Below are 19,639 nucleotides of genomic sequence, written 5' to 3' on the forward strand. Positions count from 1 at the left end.
CCTCACAGGCGCACCTGTTGACATCGGCTACAGCGCCTCGGCGATGGCCGAGGCCCGGTCGCGGATGCGGTCCGCGAGCCCCTCGGATCCGCCCGCGAGCACGCTCCGCGACTCGTTCGCGAGCAGCGCCCGGCCCAGCCTCCCGAACACGGCGTCCGCGTCCTCCACGCGGGCGCCCTGGTGCCCGAAACCGGGCGCCAGCACCGGCAGCGCCGGGCCGGGCTGCCGCTCCCCCGTGTCGATGCCGAAGTCGGCGAGGTCGAGCGTGGCGCCCAGCACCACCCCGACGGATCCCACGGCCGACTCGGGCTGCGCGTCGGCGTTCCACGCCTCGGCGTCGGCGACCATGGCGGCCGCGACGCTCGCACCGTCGGCCCGGACGGCGGTCTGCACGGGTCGGGCCTCGGGGTTCGAGGTCGCCGCGAGCACGAAGAGGCCCTTGCCGTGGGCGCGGACGTGCGCGAAGGCGCCCTCGAGCGTGCCGAAGCCCTGATACGCCGCGACCGTCATCGCGTCGGCCTCGAGGGGCGAACCGGGCGAGAGCCAGGCGTCCGCGTACGCGGCGAAGCTCGAGCCGATGTCGCCGCGCTTCACGTCGGCGATCACGAGCAGCCCCGCCTCGCGCGCGTCGGCGAGCACCCGCTCGAGCGCCGCGTACCCGGCCGCGCCGAAGCGCTCGAAGAACGCGACCTGCGGCTTCACGCAGGCCGCGACGCCCGCGGCCGCGGCGACGACGTCGCGCCCCATCCGCTCGGCGCCGGCGGCGTCGTCCGAGAGGCCCCAGTCCGAGAGCAGCGGCGCGTGCGGGTCGATTCCGGCGCAGAGGTGGCGCCCCGCCGCGAACTCCGCGGCGAGACGGTCCCCGAAGGTTGCGGCGCTCATCGAGTCGCTGCCTCCCTGGCGACCTCGCGATCCGCCTGGTACTCCTGCAGCGACTTCACGTCGAAGGTCTCGACCTGCGCCGAGAGCGCGCCGACGGCCGCCGACAGCTCGGAGACCGTCGTGAAGATCGGCTTGTCGGCCGCGACGGCCGCCGCGCGGATCTCGTACCCGTCGGCGCGGGCCGAGCTGCCCGAGGGCGTGTTCACGATCATGTCGATCTCGCCGCGGTTGATGAGATCCACCACCGTCTCGCCTTCCGCCTGTAGCGAGTGCTTGCGCACGGTCTCGGTCCGGATCCCGTTGCGCGCGAGCACCACCTGGGTGCCTTGGGTCGCGACGAGACGGTAGCCGAGCTCCTGGAGACGCAGCGCGGGCAGCACGATCGAGCGCTTGTCGCGGTCCGCGACCGACAGGAACACCGTGCCCGAGGAGGGCAGGGTGCTGCCCGCGGCCGACTGGCTCTTGGCGAAGGCCCGCGGGAAGTCGCGGTCCATGCCCATGACCTCGCCCGTGGAGCGCATCTCGGGGCCGAGCAGCGAGTCCACGACGAGTCCCTCGTGGGTGCGGAAGCGCTTGAACGGGAGCACCGCCTCCTTCACCGCGATAGGCGCGTCGATCGGGGCGCGCGAGCCGTCTCGCTCGGGCAGGAAGCCCCCGTCGACGAGCTGCTGGATCGTCTCGCCCGCCATGACGCGGGAGGCCGCCTTCGCGAGCGGGATCCCGAGCGCCTTCGACACGAACGGGACCGTGCGCGACGCGCGCGGGTTCGCCTCGAGCACGTAGAGCACGCCCTGCCCGATCGCGAACTGCACGTTGAGCAGGCCGCGCACGCCGATGCCCTCGGCGATGCCCTGCGTCGCCTCGCGCACCGCGGCGATCTGGTCGTGGCCGAGCGTCACGGGCGGCAGGGTGCAGCTCGAGTCGCCCGAGTGCACGCCCGCCTCCTCGATGTGCTCCATGACGCCGCCGACGTAGAGCTGCTCGCCGTCGTAGAGCGCGTCGACGTCGATCTCGATGGCGTCGTCGAGGAACCGGTCCACGAGCAGCGGGTGGCCGGGGCCGACGAGGGCGTGGCCCTCGATGCGCTCGAAGTAGCCGCGCAGCGAGGGGGTGTCGTAGACGATCTCCATGCCGCGGCCGCCGAGCACGAACGAGGGACGCACGAGCACCGGGTACCCGATCTCCTCGGCCACGCGGATCGCGCCCTCCTCGTCGATCGCCGTGCCGTTGCGGGGCGCCATGAGGCCCGCGCGCTCGAGGATTCCGGCGAAGGCGCCGCGCTCCTCGGCCAGGTCGATCGCCTCGGGGCTCGTGCCGAGGATCGGCACGCCGGCGTCCTTGAGCGGCTGCGCGAGACCGAGCGCGGTCTGCCCGCCGAGCTGGACGACGACGCCGACGAGCTCGCCCGAGGCCTGCTCGGCGTGGATGACCTCGAGCACGTCCTCGAGCGTGAGCGGCTCGAAGTAGAGGCGGTCCGAGGTGTCGTAGTCGGTCGACACGGTCTCGGGGTTGCAGTTGATCATGATCGTCTCGTACCCGGCGTCGGCCAGCGCGAACGAGGCGTGCACGCAGGAGTAGTCGAACTCGACGCCCTGACCGATGCGGTTGGGCCCGGAGCCGAGGATCACGACCTTCTTGCGGTCGGAGGGCTGCACCTCGGTCTCGAGGTCGTACGAGGAGTAGTGGTAGGGCGTGAGCGCCGGGAACTCCCCCGCGCAGGTGTCCACCGTCTTGAACACGGGGCGGAGGCCGAGCCCGTGCCGCAGGCCGCGCACCTCGGACTCGGAGATGCCGCGGATCGCGGCGATCTGCGCGTCGGAGAATCCATGGTCCTTCGCCTCGCGCAGCACGTCGAGCGAGAGCTGAGGAGCGGAGGCGACGCGCTCGGCGACCTCGTTGATGAGCGCGATCTGGTCGAGGAACCAGGGGTCGATCGCGGTCGCCGCGTAGACCTGCTCGATCGACGCGCCGAGGCGCAGCGCCTGCTGGACGTCGACGATGCGGCCGTCGGTGGGCCGCCCGATCGTCTCGAGCAGCGACTCGAGGGGGCGATCCTGCGGTCCCCAGTGGAAGGAGCTGCCGCGCTTCTCGAGCGAGCGCAGCGACTTCTGCAGCGCCGTCGTGAAGTTGCGGCCGATCGCCATCGCCTCGCCCACCGACTTCATGGTGGTCGTGAGGGTGTCGTCGGCGGCCGGGAACTTCTCGAACGCGAAGCGCGGCGTCTTGACCACGACGTAGTCGATGGTCGGCTCGAAGCTCGCGGGGGTCTTCTGCGTGATGTCGTTCGGGATCTCGTCGAGGCGGTAGCCGAGGGCGAGCTTCGCCGCGATCTTCGCGATCGGGAAGCCGGTCGCCTTCGACGCGAGCGCGGAGGAGCGCGACACGCGCGGGTTCATCTCGATGACGATGATGCGGCCCGAGACCGGGTCGATCGCGTACTGGATGTTGCAGCCGCCGGTGTCCACGCCCACGCGCCGGATGATGTCGATGCCGATGTCGCGCAGCTTCTGGAACTCGCGGTCGGTCAGTGTCAGCGCGGGCGCGACGGTGATCGAGTCGCCCGTGTGCACGCCGACGGCGTCGACGTTCTCGATCGAGCAGACCACGACCGTGTTGTCGGCCGTGTCGCGCATGAGCTCGAGCTCGTACTCCTTCCAGCCGAGGATCGACTCCTCGAGCAGCACCTCGCTCGTCGGGCTGTAGTGCAGACCGTCGCCCGCGATGCGCACGAGGTCCTCCTCGGTGTAGGCGAAGCCGGAGCCGAGGCCGCCCATCGTGAAGGAGGGGCGCACCACGAGCGGGTAGCCGAGGTCCTTCGCGAACTCCTTCGCCTCCTCGAGCGTGTGGGCGATATGCGACCGGGCCACGTCGGCGCCCGCCGCGATCACGAGGTCCTTGAACAGCTGGCGGTCCTCGCCGCGCTGGATCGCCTCGACCTTGGCGCCGATGAGCTCGACGTCGTGCTTCTCGAGGATCCCCTGCTCGTGCAGGGCGATGGCGGCGTTGAGCGCGGTCTGGCCGCCGAGGGTGGGCAGGATCGCGTCGGGCCGCTCCTTGACGATGATCGACTCGATCACCTCGGGGGTGATCGGCTCGACGTAGGTCGCGTCGGCGAAGTCGGGGTCGGTCATGATGGTCGCCGGGTTCGAGTTCACCAGGATGACGCGGACCCCCTCCTCGCGGAGCACGCGGCACGCCTGCGTGCCCGAGTAGTCGAACTCGCAAGCCTGGCCGATGACGATCGGGCCGGAGCCGATGACGAGGACGGAGTTGATGTCTGAGCGCTTGGGCATTGTGGTCTAGGCCTCCGAACCGGGGGTGGAGTGCGCGCGGTCCTTGACCAGCGCGCGGAAACGATCGAAGAGATAGAAGGCGTCGTGCGGGCCCGCCGCCGCCTCCGGGTGGTACTGCACCGAGAACGCGGGGATGTCGAGGCACTCGAGCCCCTCGACGACCTGGTCATTGAGGCTGTAGTGGCTCACCTGCACGCGACCGAGGCCCGCGGGCGAGTCGAGCTCGCCCTCGATGGGGGCGTCGACGGCGAAGCCGTGGTTCTGGGAGGTGATCTCGACGCGGCCGGTGCGCTTGTCGAGCACGGGCTGGTTGATGCCGCGGTGGCCGAAGGGCAGCTTGTAGGTGCCGAAGCCGAGCGCTCGGCCGAGCAGCTGGTTGCCGAAGCAGATGCCGAAGTAGGGCAGCCCGTCGCGCAGCAGCTCGCGCAGCAGCTCGACCTGCAGGTCGCTCGCCGCGGGATCCCCCGGCCCGTTCGAGTAGAAGAGCGCGTCGGGGGCGATCTCGCGCACCTCGGCGAGCGTGGTCGTCGCGGGGAGCACGATCACGTCGAAGCCGTGCTCCGACAGGTACGTGATCGTCGCCCGCTTGACGCCGAGGTCGAGCACGGCGATCGACCCGATGCGCTCCACGCCCTCGGCCGCCGGCACGTCGTAGCGCTCCTCGGTCGTCACCTCCGCGGAGAGGTTCTTGCCCGCCATCGACGCCTGCTCCGCGACGAGGCGCAGCTGCTCCTCGTCGGAGAGGCTCAGCGCCTCGCCCGAGAAGACGCCGGCGCGCATCGCGCCGGCCGAGCGGATGTGACGGGTGACGGCCCGGGTGTCGATGCCCGAGATGCCCACCACTCCGTCGGCCACGAGGTCCTCGTCGAGCGAGCGCTCGGCGCGGAAGTTCGAGATGCGGCGCGCGGGGTCGCGCACGACGAAGCCCGCGACCCAGATCTTGCGGGACTCCATGTCGGCGTCGTTCGCGCCCGTGTTGCCGATGTGCGGAGCGGTCATGAGCACGATCTGACCGGCGTAGGAGGGGTCGGTGAGGGTCTCCTGGTATCCGGTCATCCCCGTGGCGAACACGACCTCGCCGAGGGTCTGGCCCGTGGCGCCGTAGGCGCGGCCCTCGTAGCGGGTGCCGTCCTCGAGTACGAGTACGGCGGCGCCCGTGGGGCGGGCCTGCGCCGGGGGCACCGTCGATGCCAACTGGGCTGTCTTCGTGGTCACGCATCCTCCTGGGTGGTGTGTTCGTTCGTCTGTGTGCGGTCGGCGGCGGCCGCGCCGTCGCCCGGGACGATCTCGGCGATCGCCTCCTCGAAGGCGCGGTGCTCCGCCGGATCCGCGAAGCGGAAGCTCGACTCGAGGGATCGGGGCTCGGATCCGGCGGCTGCGCCCCGGGAGGCCGCCGTGCCGGGTCCCGCCGGTGCGAGGGACTCCCAGCGCAGCAGCGCCAGCCCGTCGCGCTCGACGGCCTTGCCGACGCGGGCGCGCGCCGATCCCGCGCCCCGCAGCTGGCCACGGCCGAGATGCACCGGCTCCTCGCCGGCCACGGCGATGCTCACTCCATCGCGGCGCACCGAGAGGCTGGCCGGCCCGCGATAGCGCAGGCCGCGCACGGCGACGCGCACGAGGGGCTCGCCCACCGGCGTCGTCGAGACGTAGCCGACGCGGGGGAACTCGGCGAGCAGCTCGCCGCGGGGCGCCTCGCCGGCCGTGCCGACGCCGGCGTCGCGGCGCGCCCGGGCCCGCCACGCGAACCACATCGCCGCGAAGAGCGGGATGACGAGCGCGCCGAAGATCAGCGCGAGCGCGTACTTGCTCATCGGGCTTCCGCCAGGGCGGCGGACGCGTTGCCGGCCACCGTCTCGGGATCGACGAGCGCACCGTCGTCGAGGGTGTGGTACCCGCGCCGGATCGTCGTGTGCACCCTGCCGGGCAGCTCCATGCCGAGGAAGGGCGAGTTCACGCTCTTGCCGTGCAGGCGGGCGACGTCGAAGACGCTCGAACCGCTGGGGTCGACCAGCACGACGTCGGCCGGCTGCCCCGCCTCGAGCGCCGTCGGATGCCCCTCGAGCCTGCCGATCTCCGCGGGCTTCCGCGAGAGCAGCCGCTCGAGCTCGGCCCAGCTCGCGTGGCCCTCGTCGATCAGCGTGAGCTGGGCGATCGGCAGCGCCGACTCGAGCCCGACCATGCCGAAGGCCGCGGCGTCCCACTCGCACTCCTTCGCCTCCACCGGGTGCGGCGCGTGGTCGGTCGCGATGATGTCGATGACGCCCTCGGCGACCGCGCGGCGCAGGGCGCGCACGTCGCTGTCGCGGCGCAGCGGCGGGTTCACCTTGTAGCGGGCGTCGTAGCTGCGGGCGAGCTCCTCGGTGAGGATCAGGTGGTGCGGGGTGACCTCGGCGGTGACCTGCACGCCGCGGGCCTTCGCCCAGCGCACGACCTCGACCGAGCCCTCGGTCGAGAGGTGGCAGATGTGCAGGCGGGCGCCGATGTGCTCGGCGAGCAGCACGTCGCGGGCGATGATGGACTCCTCGGCGACGGCCGGCCAGCCCTTGAGGCCGAGCTCGCTCGACAGGGCGCCCTCGTTCATCTGGGCGCCCTCGGTGAGCCGAGGATCCTGCGCGTGCTGCGCGACGACGCCGTCGAAGGTCTTCACGTACTCGAGCGCGCGGCGCATCAGCAGCGGGTCGTGCACGCACTTGCCGTCGTCGGAGAACACGCGCACCCGGGCGCGGGACTGGGCCATCGCCCCGATCTCGCTGAGCCGCTCCCCGCCGAGATCCTCGGTCACGGCCCCGATGGGGCGCACGGTCGCGTAGCCCGCAGCGTCGCCGAGGGCCTGCACCTGCTCCACCACGCCGGCGGTGTCGGAGACGGGCATCGTGTTCGCCATCGGGAAGACGGTGGTGAAGCCGCCCGCGGCCGCCGCACGGGTGCCGGTGAGCACCGTCTCGGACTGCTCGAAGCCCGGCTCGCGCAGATGGGTGTGCAGGTCGACGAGCCCGGTCAGCGCGATGAGCCCATCGGCTTCCACGATCCGCTCGCCCTCGCGCGGCTCCAGCCCGCCCTCGGCTCGCGCCGCGCGCTCGACGATCGTGCCGTCGGCGATGCGCAGGTCGACCTGGGGTGCGCTCGCGACGTCTCCGCCGCGCTCGGTGAGGTCGGCGGCCAGGCGCGCGCCGAGGATCAGGATGCCGGGCAGGGACGTGGTGATCATGCGTGCTCCGTTCGGTCGCCGGAAAGAAGAAGGTAGAGGGCGGCCATGCGCACGGAGACGCCGTTGGCCACCTGCTCGAGCACGGTGGCGCGCTCCGAGTCGGCCGCCCCCGAGGAGATTTCGAGCCCCCGGTTCATGGGGCCGGGGTGCATGATGATCGCCCGCTCGGGCAGCACTGCGAGCCGGTGGTCGTCGAGCCCCCAGTTGCGGGCGTACTCGCGCTCGTTGGGGAAGAAGGCGGCGTGCATGCGCTCGCTCTGGATGCGCAGCATCATCACAACGTCCGGCCGCTCCTCGCGGATCGCGGCGTCGAGGGAGTGGTGGATCCTCACCGGCCACTCGCGGGTGCCGTAGGGCAGCAGCGTCTCGGGCGCCACGAAGGCGACGTGCGCGCCGAGCGCGTTCAGCAGCCACAGGTTCGAGCGGGCGACGCGGGAGTGGGCGATGTCGCCGACGATGACGACCGAGACGCCGTCGAGGTCTCGACCGCGGCTCGCCTCGCCGAAGAGGCGGCGGCGCATCGTGAACGCGTCGAGCAGCGCCTGCGTCGGGTGCTCGTGAGTGCCGTCGCCCGCGTTCAGCACGCCGGCGTCGATCCAGCCGCTGCGGGCCAGGCGCTCGGGCGCACCCGATGCCGGATGCCGGATCACGACGCCGTCTGCGCCGATCGCCTGGAGCGTCTGCGCGGTGTCCTTCAGCGACTCGCCCTTGGAGACCGAGGAGCCCTTCGCGCTGAAGTTGATGACGTCGGCCGAGAGCCGCTTGGCGGCGGCCTCGAAGGAAATGCGGGTGCGGGTCGAATCCTCGTAGAAGAGGTTGACCACGGTCTTGCCGCGCAGCGTCGGCAGCTTCTTCACCTCGCGCTGCTGAGTCGCGGCCATGTCCTCCGCGGTGTCGAGGATCAGGATCGCGTCTTCGCGCGAGAGCGTGCGGGTGTCGAGCAGGTGCCTCACGAGATCGTCACCGCGTCCTCCCCGTCGAGCTCCTCCATCAGCACGGAGATGCGCTCGCTCTGCGCGCTCGGCAGGTTCTTGCCGATGTAGTCGGCGCGGATCGGCAGCTCGCGATGGCCGCGATCGATGAGCGCCGCGAGCCTGACCGCCCGCGGACGGCCGTGATCGTTCAGCGCGTCGAGCGCGGCGCGCACCGTGCGCCCCGAGTAGAGCACGTCGTCGACGAGCACCACCGTCGCGCCGTCGATGCCGCCCACCGGCATCTCGGTCGGCTGCGGGGCGCGGGTCGGGTTCTTCGCGAGATCGTCCCGGTACATCGTGACGTCGAGGCTGCCCACGGGAACCTCGGCCCCCTCGATGCGGGAGATGTTCTCGGCGATCCGCCTGGCGAGCGCTACGCCGCGGGTGGGGATGCCCACGATCACCAGTCCGTCGACGCCCTTGTTCGACTCGATGATCTCGTGCGAGATGCGGGTGAGCGCCCGCGAGATCTCGGCGCTCTCGAGCACCGTCCGCGCATTCAACGCTTCGCCCCCCTTCTCCGCCTCACGGGACGGTCATTAAAGAAAAGCTGCAACCCTTCCAGTCTAGCGCATGGAACTACTCCCTCGGCTCCCACACTGGCGCGAGCAGCTCGTCCAGGCCGACACCGAGCGCTCGAGACAGCTTCAACCAGGTCTTCAGATCGCCGTGGTACTTGCCGGAGCCCAGGTTCAGGATCGTTTGCCGGCTCACACCGGAGCGCTCCGAAAGCTGCTCGATCGTGAGACCGGCTCGGACCCTGGCCCGCCCGATCACCACTTTCATCCCGCCCGATCACCACTTGCACATGCCGAAAGGCGGAGAACGCAGGCGGTTCCCGGGGATCGCCTGCGTTCTCCGCCTTTCGAGGGACTTCGCGAACTCTCGCATCGCGGCCTTCCACCTCGCGAGAGGCGCGGAGCCGCCGCTACTGCCGTGCCGCGCCGGCGTACTCGGCGATGCGTCCCAGCACCCCGTTCACGAAGCGGCCGGAGTCGTCGGTCGAGTACTCCTTCGCGAGCTCCACCGCCTCGTCGATCGCGACGGCGGCGGGAACCTCGTCGTTGTGCAGGATCTCCCACGTCGCGAGGCGCAGCAGCGCCCGGTCGATGTTGGGCATCCGCTCGAGCGTCCACCCCTGGGCGTAGCTCGCGATGAGCTCGTCGATCTCCTCCCGGTGATCCTGCACCCCGTCGACGATCTCGCGGGCGTACAGCCAGGAGGCCATGCGGTCGGGTTCTCCGGAGGCCCGGTCGGCCTCGGCGTTCACGATCGCGGAGAGACGCTCGTCGCGGACGTCGGCCTGGTAGAGCATGTCAAGCGCCCGCTTGCGGGCCTTGGTGCGTGCACTCATCGAGGAAGCGCCGGCTAGTCGTTGACGCGGCCGAGGTAGTCGCCCGTGCGGGTGTCGACCTTGACCTTCGTGCCGGTCTCGAGGAAGAGGGGCACCTGGATCTCGGCGCCGGTCTCGACGGTCGCGGGCTTGGTGCCGCCCGTCGAGCGATCGCCCTGCAGGCCGGGCTCGGTGTAGGTGATCTCGAGCACCACGGAGGCGGGCATCTCGACGTAGAGCGGCTCGCCCTCGTGCAGCGCGATCTGCACCTGCTGGTTCTCGAGCATGAACTTCGATGCGTCCCCAACGACGGTGCCCGACACGGTCAGCTGGTCGTAGTCGGACTGGTCCATGAAGACGAAGTCGGCGCCATCCTGGTACAGGTACTGGTAGTCGCGGCGGTCGACGAGCGCGGTCTCGATCTTGGCGCCCGCGTTGTAGGTCTTGTCGATGATCTTGCCCGAGACCACGTTCTTCTGCTTGGTGCGCACGAACGCACCGCCCTTGCCCGGCTTGACGTGCTGGAACTCGACCACGCTCCAGAGCTGACCGTTCTCCTTGATGACGGTGCCGTTCTTGATGTCGTTCGAGGTTGCCATGCAGCTGTTCTCCGGTTCTATGCGGTTCGGGCGCGAAATTGCGCCCCATCATCTTACATGCACCCCGCGGCGGAGGCTCAGCCCATTTTGCAGGCCTCCGACAAAGGATCGGCTCTCCCACGCTGCTCCCCCTAGGCTGCCCAGCATGCACATGATCTTCCGCACGCTCTGGCACCTGTGGTTCGTCGGCCGCCGCGGCCCGAGGCTCGGGCTGGAGGACGTATCGCGATCCCGGTTCCGCGTCTGGCCCACCGACCTCGACGTCCTGAGGCACATGAACAACGGGAAGTACCTCTCCATCATGGACATCGCGCGTTTCGACCTGATCCAGCGCAACGGGCTCCTGGCGGTGCTCGAGCGCGAGAAGTGGTACCCCGTCGTCGTCGGGCAGACCATCTCGTATCGGAAGTCGCTGAACCCCTGGCAGCGGTTCTGGATCGAGTCCAAGCTGCTCGGCTTCGACGAGCAGGCCGTCTATCTGGAGCAGCGCTTCGTCCGCCCGGACGCTCGTCGCCGCCCCGAGATCCACGCCCGGGCGGTGGTGCGGGCGAGGATCCTCCGGCGCTCCGGCGGCGTCGTGCCCGTCGCGGAGATCCTGGAGCGCACGGGCGCCGACCCCGACCGCCTGCGCGTGCCGGAGGAGGTGCTGGCGTGGGGCCGGTCCTCGCGACTGCCCTCGACCCGCGGGGAGGCGACGAGCACCTGGTAGCCCTCGGAGGGGGTCGCGACCGCCGCGTTCTCAGCCGACCGGCGGGCGGGCGCCGAGGTGCGGCCCCTGGTTCCCGGTCTCGCGCACGCTGATCCGCACGGCCCTCTCGCCCGCGTCGTACACGTGGCGTGCCGCGAGCCGGCCCTCGGCGAGCACGCCGGCAAGCCAGGTGAAGGTGTGCGCGTCGACGGGATCCTCGCCCGCCTCCAGGCGCATCAGCTGCAGCATGAGCATCTCGGGGAGGGAGACGTGCGGGCCGTGCGCGAAGCCGAGCCCGGCCACCGGCGGGGCGTCGCCCGCGGGTACGAGGCGCAGCGTCCACACGACCTCCTCCCCCGGAGTCGCTCGCCCAGGGGCGGCGCCGCCCGCTCCCGCGGCTCGCACCCGGGGCACCCCGGCATCGTGCACTTCGTCGAGCACCGGGAACCCCCTCAGTACCTCGGTGGCGAGCAGCAGCGCGACCGGATCGCGCCCCGCCTCCCCGCCGGTCGCCCGGTCGAACAGCGAGAGCCACCCCTCGGCCCCGAGCCCGTGCGGCGCGGGGACGGGGACGAGCGCGGCGTCGCCCGCCGCCGAGGCGCCGAGCGCGGCGAGGTCGACGCCGGCGTCGGCGAACAGCTCCGGCTCGGGCAGCCGCAGGCCGGCCCGCGCGACGGTCTTCCGTGCCGCGGCGAAGGCCCGTTCGAAGCGGGATCGCGCCGCGTCGTCTGCGATCTCGCCGAACGCCGCCCCGGCCGTGCCACTGCGCCGCAGGCCCGCAGCCTCGCGATCGAGCCAGGCGTCGAGGGAGTCCTCGCGGCCGTCGACGCCGTCCCCTCCCTCGCGCCTCCCGGTCCGGTTGCGCCCGTACGCGGCGTCGACGCGCGCGGCCAGCTCGGGGAAGAGCGCTCGTGCGAGGTCGAGGTCGACGCCGCCCTCCCCGGCTGCGGTCCGCGATCGCTCATCGGTCATCTCGACCCCCTCACTCCCGTCGATCCTGTCACACCGGCAGCTCTCGCTCGATCAGCTCGCCCAGCACCTCCGGCAGGCGCCGCGGGTCGTCGACGCGCGTGCTGCCCGGGGCGAAGCGGTGCACCACCTCGTCGCCGCCGACGCCGATCCCGAACACCGTGACGCCCGCCGCCCGCAGCCTCCTCAGCTCCGCCGCCGTCGCGACCGGGTCGTTCGAGCCGCCGTCGCTGACGAGCACGACGATTCTGCGTCGTTCGACCCCGTCCCTTGCGGGAGCCGCGAGCGGGTCCGAGCCCGGCCCCGCGACCACACCCAGCTGCTCGGCGGCCGCGCGGAGGGCGGCGCCGTCGTTCGTGGATCCCCGAGGGCTTCTGACCTCCGCGTGGAGGGCCCGGCGCGAGGCGTCGTCGAGCGCTCCGGCGAGGGGCTTCACGACGACGGCCGAGGCGTCGAAGACGATGAGCGCGGTCCGGATCTCGAGATCCAGCTCGACGCCCGACGCGAGCTCGGCCTCCGCGATGTCGCGCTCCACGCCGGCGAGCGCCTCGAGCATCACGAGGGCGGCGTCTGCGGCGGCCTCTGCGGGCAGCCCCTGCATCGACGCGGAGCGATCCACCAGCAGCACGTAGTCGGTGCTGCCGGCTCTCCGCGTTCGCCTCAGCCGTGCCGCACGCCGACGGAAGGCGTCCGGTCTCCGCACTCCGGAGACCACCTGCGCGACGGTGGAGGCGAGCGTCTCCGTGTCGAGGGTCTCCCCCTCGGGCTCTGGGCGCCTCGCGAGCACGGGACGCGGCGCGACCCGCTCCGCGATGATGCGCTGCCACACCTCCCGCATGCGCTCGATGTCGGGTGCGTGCCGGGACACGCGGTCCCGGTAGGCGCTCATCGCGACCGAGGCCGCACCGGTGCCCGGCCCCGAGAACTCTCCGGGTCGGAGGTCCGCGGAGCCGCCGCTCTCGACCGGGAGGTCGGGGAGCGCGTCGACGAGACTCTGCGCCGGGAGGGGCGTCGGAAGCACGGCGCTGACGAAGCCCGCCTGCTCGGCCGCGAAGAGGTCGGCCCCTTCGGAGGTATCGCGCCGATCGCCGGCGCGGGCGCTCTGCGCGTCGGGATCCGGCGGGGCGCTCTCGGCTTCGGGGCCCGCCTCCCCCTCGCCCTCTGCGGCGCTCTCGTCCCCTGCGCCGCCTCCGGCGAGGTCGGCGCTCAGCTCTGATCCGGGATCGGCTCCGTCCGCCTCCGGGGCATCAGCCCCGCCCTCGGCGATGCCGCGCTCGGCGGCGTCGAGGGCGAGGAGTCGCAGGTACGGCGGCATCAGCAGCGCGAGCGCCCGCTCGAGACGGTGGAGCGGGGTGCGGGCCGGGTCGGGCGCGGTGACACGCCTCAGCGCGTCGGCGGAGTCTCCGCCGAGTTCGTCGAGGCGGCGCAGCTCGGCCGTCACCGCGTCGTCGCTCAGGATCTCCGCCCCCGGCGACAGGCTCCGGCGCAGCAGCGCGCCGATCCACTGCAGGTGGCGGGGCCACTGGCGGAGCTCGGCGGGCACGCGTCTCACCGCAGCCAGCGCCAGATGCCCGCGGATCGCGGGCATCGTCGCGAGCAGCTCCCCCGCGGCCTGGAGGCGGTCGACGGCGGCGAGCAGCGGTTCGAGCTCGGGGCGCCGCGCCGCGAGCGCGATGCGGCGGCGCCGGCGCAGCGGCGCCGCCCTCGGATCGCGCACGGACGTCCACAGATCGAGGAGCGCGAGCGCGATCGCCTCGTCCGGCCCATGCCCCTGGGCGGCGTAGAATCCCAGGCCGACGCGGACGCCCGTCTCGTCCGCGGCCCACTCGGCGTCGTCCGTGACCGCGATCCGCACCCCGAGCAGACTCCCCGCCGCCGTGAGACGGGCGCGCAGCTCAGGATCCGAGCCGCGGCGCTCGGCGCGGCGATCCTCCGATCCGCGGTGAGCCGTGCTGCGGTGACCCGTACCGTCGCCCGTGCCGTCGTAGCCCGTGCCGTGGTGACCCGTGCCGTGGCGTTCCATGCCTCACACCCTATCCCCGCCGCTCGGCCCCGCGACGATCGCCTGCGGGCCTGATAGCGTGACGGCATGCTGCCCATCGACGCGGACCCGGTGCTCATCGAGGCGCGCGCGATCGCCGTCGAGTTGCGGCATTCGCGCCGTGCGGTGCTCGAGGACTGCCGCCGTCTCCGGGGCGAGGAGGCGGCGGACCGGCTCCGCTCGGCGCTCGGCTCGGCGCTCGGCTCGGCGTCGGCGTCGGAGATCGAGAGGGTGGTGGCAGGGCTCCCCGACGAGCTGGCGCCGGGGGTGCGAGACGTCACCGCGCTGCAGGATCGCATGACCGCGCTGCTCCGCCGGCCCGCTCACCGCGAGCTGGTGGACCGCGCCCTCGCCGAGCGCGCGCTCGTGCTCCGCACGGCTGCGCGCGTGCGCCGGGAGGACGGGGAGCGGGCGGCGCGGGATGCGGCGATCGACGCCATCGCAGGATCGGCCTCCGCGTCGGGCCGCGCACTCACCGCCGCCGAGGAGCGGCGGATCGCACGGTTGCGACGGGAGCCCGAGTGGCACGAGTGGGAGGGCGCGGTCAGATCGGAGGCGATCCGCGACGGCGCGCTCGTCGCGCTCGCCCGAGTGCGGTTGCGCGAGGCCCGCGCTCAGCTCGAGAGCGGCCTGCTGCTCACCGATCAGATGCGCGGCATCATCTCGGAGGCGCTGCCCGCGCTGCGCCGGGGCGACCCGCTGCTGCTCGTCGGCGAGACCGGCGGCGCGAAGACGGCCCTCGCCGAGTACCTGTCGGAGCGGGAGTTGGGGCGCGAGCCGGAGTTCGTCTCGGGGTACGGGGACATCACCAGTTCGCAGGTGATCGGCGCGCACGAGCTGCACGCGGTCGAGGGCGCCACGATGAGCGAGTTCGTTCCCGGGCCGCTGCTGCGCGCCATGACCTCGGGGGCGCCGGTGATCCTCGACGAGGTGAACGCCATGCCCGCGGAGTTCCTGAAGCGCCTCAATCGCATCCTGCAGCTGCGGCCCGGGGATGTCTACGCGGTTCAGGAGAACGGGGGGCGTCGGGTGCGCGTGGCCCCAGGCTTCGCCGTGCTCGCGACGGCGAACGAGCAGACGCCGCATCGCTACCGAGGGCTCGACCGACTCAGCGCCGAGCTCGTCAACCGCTTCGGAGCGAACAGCTACCGTGTGCGCTATCCCGACGCGGGACGGCCCTACGCCCAGTTCCCGCGGGAGAACGCCCTGCTCGCCGCCGCCGCGGTGGTCGACCGCGACGGTGACCTGCCCCGGGGCGTGAGCGCCGAGCAGATCGGCAGGGTCGCCCGCGCCGCGTTCATCAGCCAGCAGGTCTTCGCCGGCGAGCACGGCGAGGGCTTCGCCGACTACGTCAGCACCGAGCGGGAGATCGACGGGCGCCCGGGACTCGAGGAGTCGGTGCTCGCGCCCCGTACCCTCGTGTCGATCCTGCGCAAGACGGTCGGCTCGGCGGGCGCGGTGACGCTCGATCACGCGCTCTCCCGCTTCGTCGAGGGGGTCATGCACCGCGAGGACCGGCGAGTGCTCACGCTCATCCTGCAGGGACAGGGCTTCCGCATCTCCTGAGGCGCCGCGGGATGCGAGGGCGTGCTGCGCGCGGCGTGCGACGGCAGCGCGGGGGGAGCGCGGCATCAATAGGGCGGAGCGAGCGAGCGCAAAGCAGGCGGACGCAGAGCCGTACCCGGTGATGGATGTCTCGGTTCGTCTCGTCGCGCGGACGGCGCCGGCCTTCGCCCCTCCTCTTCATGACGATCCGGTTCGGGCGAGCCGATCGGCCTGAACATCACCCGCGACACGGGGGCGTCGCGACACCTGCTCCCCAGCGCGGAGACCCACTCGAGCATGCCCCTGGCGCTCTGCTCGACGGTGAATCCGGTGTGGTGCTTCATCACGTGGTGCCGACGGCAGAGGATGGCGAGATTCGAGATCGAGGTCGCTCCTCCGAGTGCGGCGTCGAGGGTGTGATCCCGATCGGCGCGATGCGCGACCACGTTGCAGCCCATGAACCTGCACTGCATGTCTCTGGCGGCGATGAAGCGCGCGATCTCGGCGCTCGGCCGGTACCGATCCACGCTCAGCACGTCGCCGGTGACCGGGTCGCATGAGATCCGATCCCACCCGGCCTGAAGACCCGCGAGCAGCCGAGCGGTCGCGGCGTCGATCGGGCCGTGCCCCGCCAGAGCGGCCGCACCCTGCAGACCCGCGATGCCCAGATACCGCCGGGCACCACCCGGGTTATCCGCACCGCCGGCAGCAGCAGCACCGGCGGCAGCAGCATCTGCGACCGCACCAGCGTCGACCGCATCGGCACCGGCCGCATCGGCACCGGCCGCGCTATCCACGTCCTCCGCAGTGTCCGCGTCGCGCAGCAGCGAGAGCACCGGCACGGTCACCTGCACGCGGGCACGGATGCCGCTCAGATCGATCTCGCCCGCACCGTTCGACGGGACTCCGTTCAACAGGATGTCGGCGGCGAGGTCGGCCCGGATCCCGTCCAGCGGACGCACCCCCGGCACCTCGCCCGGGCGCCCCGCAGCGGCGCGGGTCCTCGCCTCGGCCGCAGTCGCGCGCTCGGCATCCTGCACGACCCTGGCCTGCCTGCAGAGACGATCGTAGATCGTGTGCGCGCTGGTGGCGTCCATGATCGCGCGAAGCTCGGCCATGCCGTCGTCGAGGTCGGTGACGGACACCGCCCGACGATCCCGGGCCGAGGCATGGCGCTCCTCGAACGTGCGGTACGCGTGCTTCTCGGCCAGCACCTTCGCCATGCGGCGGGTGCGATTCGGAGACTCGCCCTCGGCGTACCGCAGGATCTCGGCCTCGTACGCACGGCGCATCCGACCGCCCTCGACCACGAGGCCGGCCTCGATGATGCCCACCGTGTGCCGTCGTGATGCTGCCCGCCGCGAGCGAGGCGTGCACGGCGGGATACTCGCGCACGACCCGGTCGGCGTGATCCATCTCTCTCGCCACCGCCCGATCCGAGAGGCCGAGCGCGCAGGCCACCTCTGACTCCGCGGCACGGTGGGTCAGCGCGGTGTGCGCCGTGCCGAGCCGGCGCCCCTCCGTGGCCGCCTCCGCGGCGGTCGCGTCGGCATCCTCCTGGGCGAGGCGACGCACCCGAGCGAGCTGCCGCATTCTTCGCGCCTCGAGCCGCCGGATCCGCTGGTCGGTCTCCACGAGCTCGGACACGGCGGCGCCGAGCGTTCGCCATCGTTCGGCGCCGGCGCGGAAGGGGGTGCTCATGTCCATCAGTATCACCGGCACCACCGACATCGAGGATCCGCAAATCCGCGGAATCATGCGGTTTCCGCGGGTCTCCCCGGAAAAAGTTACCGGCAGTTCTTTGGAGGAAAGATTGCTTGGTCGGGCGGCGATGATGTGCGTCTGTGGAGAACACCGGTTATCCACAGCTGAGACACCACGGCAAGAGCGAGCGGAGACTCTCCGTCACCCGCGAGGGCGTCACGCGATCCTGGGGAACTCCCGCGTCGAGAACACGACCTCGACGGGCACCTCGAAGTGCTCGGCGATGCGGAGCGCCAGATAGAGGCTCGGGCTGAACTCGCCCCGCTCCAGGTACCCGATGGTCTGGTAGTGCACGCCGACCGCGTCGGCGAGCTCGCGCCGGGACATTTTGCGCTCCGCGCGCAGCATCGCGATCCGGTTGTGAACGACCTCTGCCACTCGCCCCTACACTCCCATGACCTCGTGCATGCTCTGCCGCCGCGCGGCGAGCGTCGAGCCCGACTCGCGCCGCGCCATTCGTCCGAGCAGCTTGGGCGCGAGCACGAGCCCCGCGACGGCCCAGGCGGCGAGCACGATGAACACCCACTCGATCCGCCACGAGCCCGCGACCTCGACCGAAGCCATGCTATCGGGCAGCAGGGACGCGCGCATGCCGAGCCCGAACCAGTAGAGCGGGAAGGCTTGGGCGACGGCCTGCAGCCAGGCCGGCATCACCGCGAGCGGGAAGAAGATGCCCGACACCGCGATGAGCCCCATCATCGGCATCATGACGAGGCCCATGTACTTCGGGTTGTTCATGAGGGCCCCGAGCACCGCGCCGATCGCCAGCATCGCCACCAATCCCAGGAGCGTCACTGCGGTGAACAGCGCCCACCGCCACGGCGTGTCGAAGACCAGATCGTCGAAGATCATGAGGCCGACGGCGAGCACCAGCACGGTCGACAGCAGCGTCACCATCGCGTTGGCCGTGATCTCGCCCACGAGGTAGCCGGTGGTGCCGCGGGGCACCGACTTCGAGCGCAGCAGCGTGCCGTTCGTGCGGTCGAGCGCGAGCAGGCTCACGATGCCCATCACGGCGCTGAACAGCGCGCTCATCGCGAGGATGCCGGGCAGCGCCATCGTGCCGGCGCCCACTCCGAGATCCTCGACCTCGAAGCGCTGCATCCAGATCAGCACGCCGATGAGGATGGCGATCGGCACGACGGTGCCGAGGATCTCCCCCGGCGTCGTCATCATCAGCCGCGCCGAGATCAGGCCGCGGCGCAGCCCTGTGCGGTAGGCGTTGAGCTTCGGGTTCGTCCGCGGCTCACGTCGCTGCACCACCGCCCGCGCGTCGTCGGCTCCCGCCGCCCGCGCGTCGTCGGCTCCCGCCGCCCGCGCATTGCCGGTCCCCGCCGCGCGTCCCTCCGCTCGTGCGTCGTCGCTCATCGTGCCTCCTCCTGCAGCTGCATCTCCCCGAACTCGCCGCCTCGACGGCCTGCCCCGCTTCGAACCGCTCGACGATCGAGAGGTAGGCGTCCTCGAGCGTGCCCCGCTCGATCTCGAGCTCGGTGACCGGCTCGCCCTCGCGGGTCAGCAGCTCGCGCGCGAACTCCGTCGCGTCCTTGCTCGCGTGCACGTGCCGCTGCCCGCCGCATACCCACCGCACCTCGGCGAGCCGCGAGACGGCGCGGGTCAGCTCGTAGGGCGAACCGTCGGCGATGACGCCCCCTCCGGCGAGGATCACGATGCGGCTCGCGAGCTTCTCCGCCTCGCTCAGATCGTGCGTCGTGAGCAGGATCGTGATCCCCTCGAGATCGCTGAGCCGGTGCACGAGTTCGTGGAAGTCTCGACGGGCGCGCGGGTCGAACCCGGTGGTCGGTTCGTCCAGGAACAGGAGCGAGGGTCGCCCGACGATGCCCAGCGCGACGTCGAGCCGTCGGCGCTGACCGCCCGAGAGCGTGCTCAGTTTCTGACCTGCCTGGCCGGTGAGGCCGACGAGCTCGAGGAGCTCGTCCGCCGGCCAGGGGTCCACGTAGGGCCGGTAGTAGTCGGCGATGTGGGCGAGCAGCTGGCGGGGGCGCCACTTGGCGTGGTCGCTCGACGTCTGCAGCATCACGCCGATCTGCGAGCGCCAGCCGTCGTCGCCCTTCGCGGGATCGACCCCCAGCACCGACACCTCTCCCGCAGACGGGACGCGGAACCCCTCGAGGATCTCGATCGTCGTGCTCCTGCCGGCTCCGTTGGGGCCGAGCAACGCGACGACTTCTCCGGAGTGGACGGTGAGGTCCACGCCGTCGAGCACCTGCGTGTCGCCGTAGCGCATCTGCAGGCCCGATGCGGAAATCACGGCTGCGCCCGGGGGTTGCGGTCGACTCACGTCTCACTCCATCCGATCTCAACTCCAGAATGCAGCATTCATAC

General features: G+C 71.8%; 18 protein-coding genes. 2 read left to right on the forward strand and 16 right to left on the reverse strand.

The genetic code is table 11. The annotated features are described in order from the left end of the window. Positions 1-27 precede the first annotated feature (27 nt). From pyrF to efp, 10 genes are all read right to left on the reverse strand, one after another. Positions 28-882, reverse strand: coding sequence for an orotidine-5'-phosphate decarboxylase (gene pyrF / locus JD276_RS03780; RefSeq protein WP_200114059.1), 855 nt, complete (start codon positions 880-882; stop codon positions 28-30). Further along, entirely contained in the window at positions 879-4,175 is a 3,297-nt protein-coding gene (gene carB / locus JD276_RS03785; protein ID WP_200114061.1) for a carbamoyl-phosphate synthase large subunit, read from the reverse strand. The genes pyrF and carB overlap by 4 nt, the downstream gene beginning before the upstream one ends. Before the next feature lie 6 nt (positions 4,176-4,181). Further along, complete coding sequence (carA, locus tag JD276_RS03790) at positions 4,182-5,369, reverse strand: glutamine-hydrolyzing carbamoyl-phosphate synthase small subunit (RefSeq protein WP_233615310.1); 1,188 nt, start codon at positions 5,367-5,369, stop codon at positions 4,182-4,184. Between the two features lie 17 nt (positions 5,370-5,386). After that, a complete protein-coding gene (locus tag JD276_RS03795; RefSeq protein ID WP_200114064.1) occupies positions 5,387-5,986 on the reverse strand; it encodes a PH-like domain-containing protein in 600 nt (199 codons plus the stop codon). After that, positions 5,983-7,383, reverse strand: coding sequence for a dihydroorotase (locus JD276_RS03800; protein ID WP_200114065.1), 1,401 nt, complete (start codon positions 7,381-7,383; stop codon positions 5,983-5,985). The genes JD276_RS03795 and JD276_RS03800 overlap by 4 nt, the downstream gene beginning before the upstream one ends. Further along, the gene (locus JD276_RS03805) at positions 7,380-8,336 is read right to left on the reverse strand and encodes an aspartate carbamoyltransferase catalytic subunit (RefSeq protein WP_200114066.1); all 957 of its coding nucleotides are present in this window, start codon (positions 8,334-8,336) and stop codon (positions 7,380-7,382) included. The genes JD276_RS03800 and JD276_RS03805 overlap by 4 nt, the downstream gene beginning before the upstream one ends. Then, complete coding sequence (gene pyrR, locus JD276_RS03810) at positions 8,333-8,860, reverse strand: bifunctional pyr operon transcriptional regulator/uracil phosphoribosyltransferase PyrR (RefSeq protein ID WP_200114067.1); 528 nt, start codon at positions 8,858-8,860, stop codon at positions 8,333-8,335. Before pyrR ends, JD276_RS03805 begins: the two co-directional genes overlap by 4 nt. Before the next feature lie 76 nt (positions 8,861-8,936). Continuing rightward, positions 8,937-9,143 (reverse strand): helix-turn-helix transcriptional regulator, encoded by a 207-nt coding sequence (locus tag JD276_RS03815; RefSeq protein WP_233615302.1) that lies wholly within the window; start codon positions 9,141-9,143, stop codon positions 8,937-8,939. 142 nt (positions 9,144-9,285) lie between these two features. Next, entirely contained in the window at positions 9,286-9,711 is a 426-nt protein-coding gene (nusB, locus tag JD276_RS03820; RefSeq protein ID WP_200114068.1) for a transcription antitermination factor NusB, read from the reverse strand. Positions 9,712-9,725: 14 nt separating this feature from the next. Then, entirely contained in the window at positions 9,726-10,289 is a 564-nt protein-coding gene (gene efp / locus JD276_RS03825) for an elongation factor P (RefSeq protein WP_200114070.1), read from the reverse strand. A gap of 145 nt (positions 10,290-10,434) precedes the next feature. Here efp and JD276_RS03830 point away from each other — a divergent pair, with 145 nt between their 5' ends. Next, positions 10,435-10,998, forward strand: a complete 564-nt coding sequence (locus JD276_RS03830; RefSeq protein WP_200114071.1) for a thioesterase family protein — start codon at positions 10,435-10,437, stop codon at positions 10,996-10,998. A 30-nt stretch (positions 10,999-11,028) separates the two neighbouring features. Here the strand turns inward: JD276_RS03830 and JD276_RS03835 are convergent, their stop codons facing one another. Together JD276_RS03835 and JD276_RS03840 are read right to left on the reverse strand one after the other, a co-directional pair. Then, positions 11,029-11,949, reverse strand: coding sequence for a hypothetical protein (locus JD276_RS03835; RefSeq protein WP_200114072.1), 921 nt, complete (start codon positions 11,947-11,949; stop codon positions 11,029-11,031). A gap of 28 nt (positions 11,950-11,977) precedes the next feature. Then, positions 11,978-13,969 carry a vWA domain-containing protein gene (locus JD276_RS03840; RefSeq protein ID WP_200114073.1) on the reverse strand — a complete coding sequence of 664 codons (1,992 nt, stop codon included), beginning with the start codon at positions 13,967-13,969 and terminating at the stop codon, positions 11,978-11,980. A gap of 66 nt (positions 13,970-14,035) precedes the next feature. Between JD276_RS03840 and JD276_RS03845 the strand changes: the two genes are divergently transcribed. Then, positions 14,036-15,553: an AAA family ATPase gene (locus tag JD276_RS03845; RefSeq protein ID WP_200114074.1), complete on the forward strand. Its 1,518-nt coding sequence runs from the start codon at positions 14,036-14,038 to the stop codon at positions 15,551-15,553. 65 nt (positions 15,554-15,618) lie between these two features. Here the strand turns inward: JD276_RS03845 and JD276_RS03850 are convergent, their stop codons facing one another. From JD276_RS03850 to JD276_RS03860, 4 genes are all read right to left on the reverse strand, one after another. Continuing rightward, complete coding sequence (locus JD276_RS03850) at positions 15,619-16,866, reverse strand: HNH endonuclease signature motif containing protein (protein WP_200114075.1); 1,248 nt, start codon at positions 16,864-16,866, stop codon at positions 15,619-15,621. Positions 16,867-17,452: 586 nt separating this feature from the next. Continuing rightward, positions 17,453-17,674 carry a helix-turn-helix transcriptional regulator gene (locus tag JD276_RS03855; protein ID WP_307866431.1) on the reverse strand — a complete coding sequence of 74 codons (222 nt, stop codon included), beginning with the start codon at positions 17,672-17,674 and terminating at the stop codon, positions 17,453-17,455. A gap of 6 nt (positions 17,675-17,680) precedes the next feature. Continuing rightward, positions 17,681-18,472 carry an ABC transporter permease gene (locus tag JD276_RS15835; protein ID WP_307866445.1) on the reverse strand — a complete coding sequence of 264 codons (792 nt, stop codon included), beginning with the start codon at positions 18,470-18,472 and terminating at the stop codon, positions 17,681-17,683. Between the two features lie 70 nt (positions 18,473-18,542). Beyond that, positions 18,543-19,595, reverse strand: coding sequence for an ABC transporter ATP-binding protein (locus JD276_RS03860; RefSeq protein ID WP_307866432.1), 1,053 nt, complete (start codon positions 19,593-19,595; stop codon positions 18,543-18,545). Positions 19,596-19,639: the final 44 nt, after the last annotated feature.

Source organism: Leucobacter chromiisoli, from assembly GCF_016522505.1.
Lineage (GTDB): Bacteria > Actinomycetota > Actinomycetes > Actinomycetales > Microbacteriaceae > Leucobacter > Leucobacter chromiisoli.

Excerpts from the sequence above, each read along its gene's own strand:
- JD276_RS15835 (WP_307866445.1), bottom strand. The coding sequence starts at position 18,472 with ATGATGACGACGCCGGGGGAGATCCTCGGCACCGTCGTGCCGATCGCC.
- JD276_RS03845 (WP_200114074.1), top strand. The coding sequence starts at position 14,036 with ATGCTGCCCATCGACGCGGACCCGGTGCTCATCGAGGCGCGCGCGATC.
- JD276_RS03815 (WP_233615302.1), bottom strand. The coding sequence starts at position 9,143 with ATGAAAGTGGTGATCGGGCGGGCCAGGGTCCGAGCCGGTCTCACGATC.
- JD276_RS03795 (WP_200114064.1), bottom strand. The coding sequence starts at position 5,986 with ATGAGCAAGTACGCGCTCGCGCTGATCTTCGGCGCGCTCGTCATCCCG.
- JD276_RS03830 (WP_200114071.1), top strand. The coding sequence starts at position 10,435 with ATGCACATGATCTTCCGCACGCTCTGGCACCTGTGGTTCGTCGGCCGC.
- JD276_RS03840 (WP_200114073.1), bottom strand. The coding sequence starts at position 13,969 with ATGGAACGCCACGGCACGGGTCACCACGGCACGGGCTACGACGGCACG.
- efp (WP_200114070.1), bottom strand. The coding sequence starts at position 10,289 with ATGGCAACCTCGAACGACATCAAGAACGGCACCGTCATCAAGGAGAAC.
- nusB (WP_200114068.1), bottom strand. The coding sequence starts at position 9,711 with ATGAGTGCACGCACCAAGGCCCGCAAGCGGGCGCTTGACATGCTCTAC.
- carB (WP_200114061.1), bottom strand. The coding sequence starts at position 4,175 with ATGCCCAAGCGCTCAGACATCAACTCCGTCCTCGTCATCGGCTCCGGC.
- JD276_RS03800 (WP_200114065.1), bottom strand. The coding sequence starts at position 7,383 with ATGATCACCACGTCCCTGCCCGGCATCCTGATCCTCGGCGCGCGCCTG.
- JD276_RS03835 (WP_200114072.1), bottom strand. The coding sequence starts at position 11,949 with ATGACCGATGAGCGATCGCGGACCGCAGCCGGGGAGGGCGGCGTCGAC.
- pyrF (WP_200114059.1), bottom strand. The coding sequence starts at position 882 with ATGAGCGCCGCAACCTTCGGGGACCGTCTCGCCGCGGAGTTCGCGGCG.